We start from the raw sequence: 1270 nt of genomic DNA, 5'->3' as shown, positions 1-1270 counted from the left end.
GCCGAGTGGCGATTCTGCGAAGCAGACGCTTCGCGAACGCGCATCACCAATCGGGCATGGCAATGGGTGTATGGAATGCTGGCTGTCTATGGACTGCGACCCCACGAAATATTTAACCTCGATCTGGGCTGCAATTACTATTTTGGCTTAACTCGCACCCTTTACAAATCTTTACATAAATTCGTATTCTTTAGCTCTTGGACTGTCCGGATAGGCTAGTTATCCTCCAGTTAAACATTATTAAGCGGCGATCGCCCATGACTGTTTTACGACAAATGTACTATTTGGGGTGAAATTACCTAATCACGTACTGCATAGGTTTATCCAGGCAGTGTCTCCTGTAGTTGTTAATTAAGCGGATTTTCATGAATTATCCAATCACTGCATTTCGTAAGGATGAAATCAAGGATGGAGTTTACATGGAGACAAATTGTAGTCTTCATGAGTCCGGAGTGGTGACAGGCTTGACTAGAAGCTGGACTAACAACAATATGCAAGGCGCTCATTCAAGGATGACTATTTTCTTGCTTGATGCAAACAAAACTCGTCTGAAAAAAATGGACGAGGTTGCTTGTGGTGTTTGTGGTAAATGGGAGGAACTTATTCGACCGATTGATAAAGAAGCTCGGTCTGATCGCTCTGTATCCTTTTCATTTCAAGTTCCTCAAGCTCTCTTTCCCCAAGTAAAATATTTGGAGATTGTTCACTATGAACGATCAAAATCCTTGCCAGACTATCTGGAATACCTTCACCTTCCTGAGCAGCTAGCAGTCAAGGATGAGCAGCTTACACAATACCAGGAGATCCTTAAAATTATGGCAAAGCGAGAACCTACTAACAAAACCACAATTCATGCTACGAGCATTGGCTTCGTTCAAAGTGGTAGTGGTACTGTTTCCAACTTCTCTCAGAATATCGGTCAGAATATTGATCAGATCGCCAAGCTGATTAACTCTCTACGTGAAATGACTCAAGAATTTCCTGAAACTCAACGTGAAGAAGCTTTAGTACATTTGGATGATTTGCAAGATGACATCAGTCAGCCTGACAAGAGAACACCGCCGCGAATCAAAACTCGAATTATTGGGTTGTGGGCAGTTGCTTGCACAGTCGCTGGTCTCGTTGCTGGAGCAGCAGACTTTAGCAATAGACATCTCCAAAAACTGTCAAAGCCTCTCTAATATTGGTTTTTGACTGCCTGCCCCCCGGGGGGGCAGTCAAAAACCAACGGTTACATCAGGCTTTGGCAGTGTTGCAGTCACACTGGAGC

At 43.9% G+C, this 1270-nt stretch carries 1 protein-coding gene and 1 pseudogene; both read left to right on the top strand.

Annotated features, from left to right (window positions below; translation table 11 throughout):
- Nucleotides 1-219: pseudogene (locus MiSe_RS49170) on the top strand (hypothetical protein); the annotation flags it as partial.
- A gap of 146 nt (nt 220-365) precedes the next feature.
- On the top strand, nt 366-1181 hold the full coding sequence (locus tag MiSe_RS49165) for a hypothetical protein (protein WP_226594841.1): 816 nt from the start codon (nt 366-368) through the stop codon (nt 1179-1181).
- Nucleotides 1182-1270 lie beyond the last annotated feature (89 nt).

This window comes from Microseira wollei NIES-4236 (assembly GCF_020521235.1).
GTDB classification, from domain to species: domain Bacteria; phylum Cyanobacteriota; class Cyanobacteriia; order Cyanobacteriales; family Aerosakkonemataceae; genus Microseira; species Microseira wollei.
The sequence above is the reverse complement of the archived record's forward strand: the minus strand, read 5'-3'. Positions and strand labels throughout refer to the sequence as shown.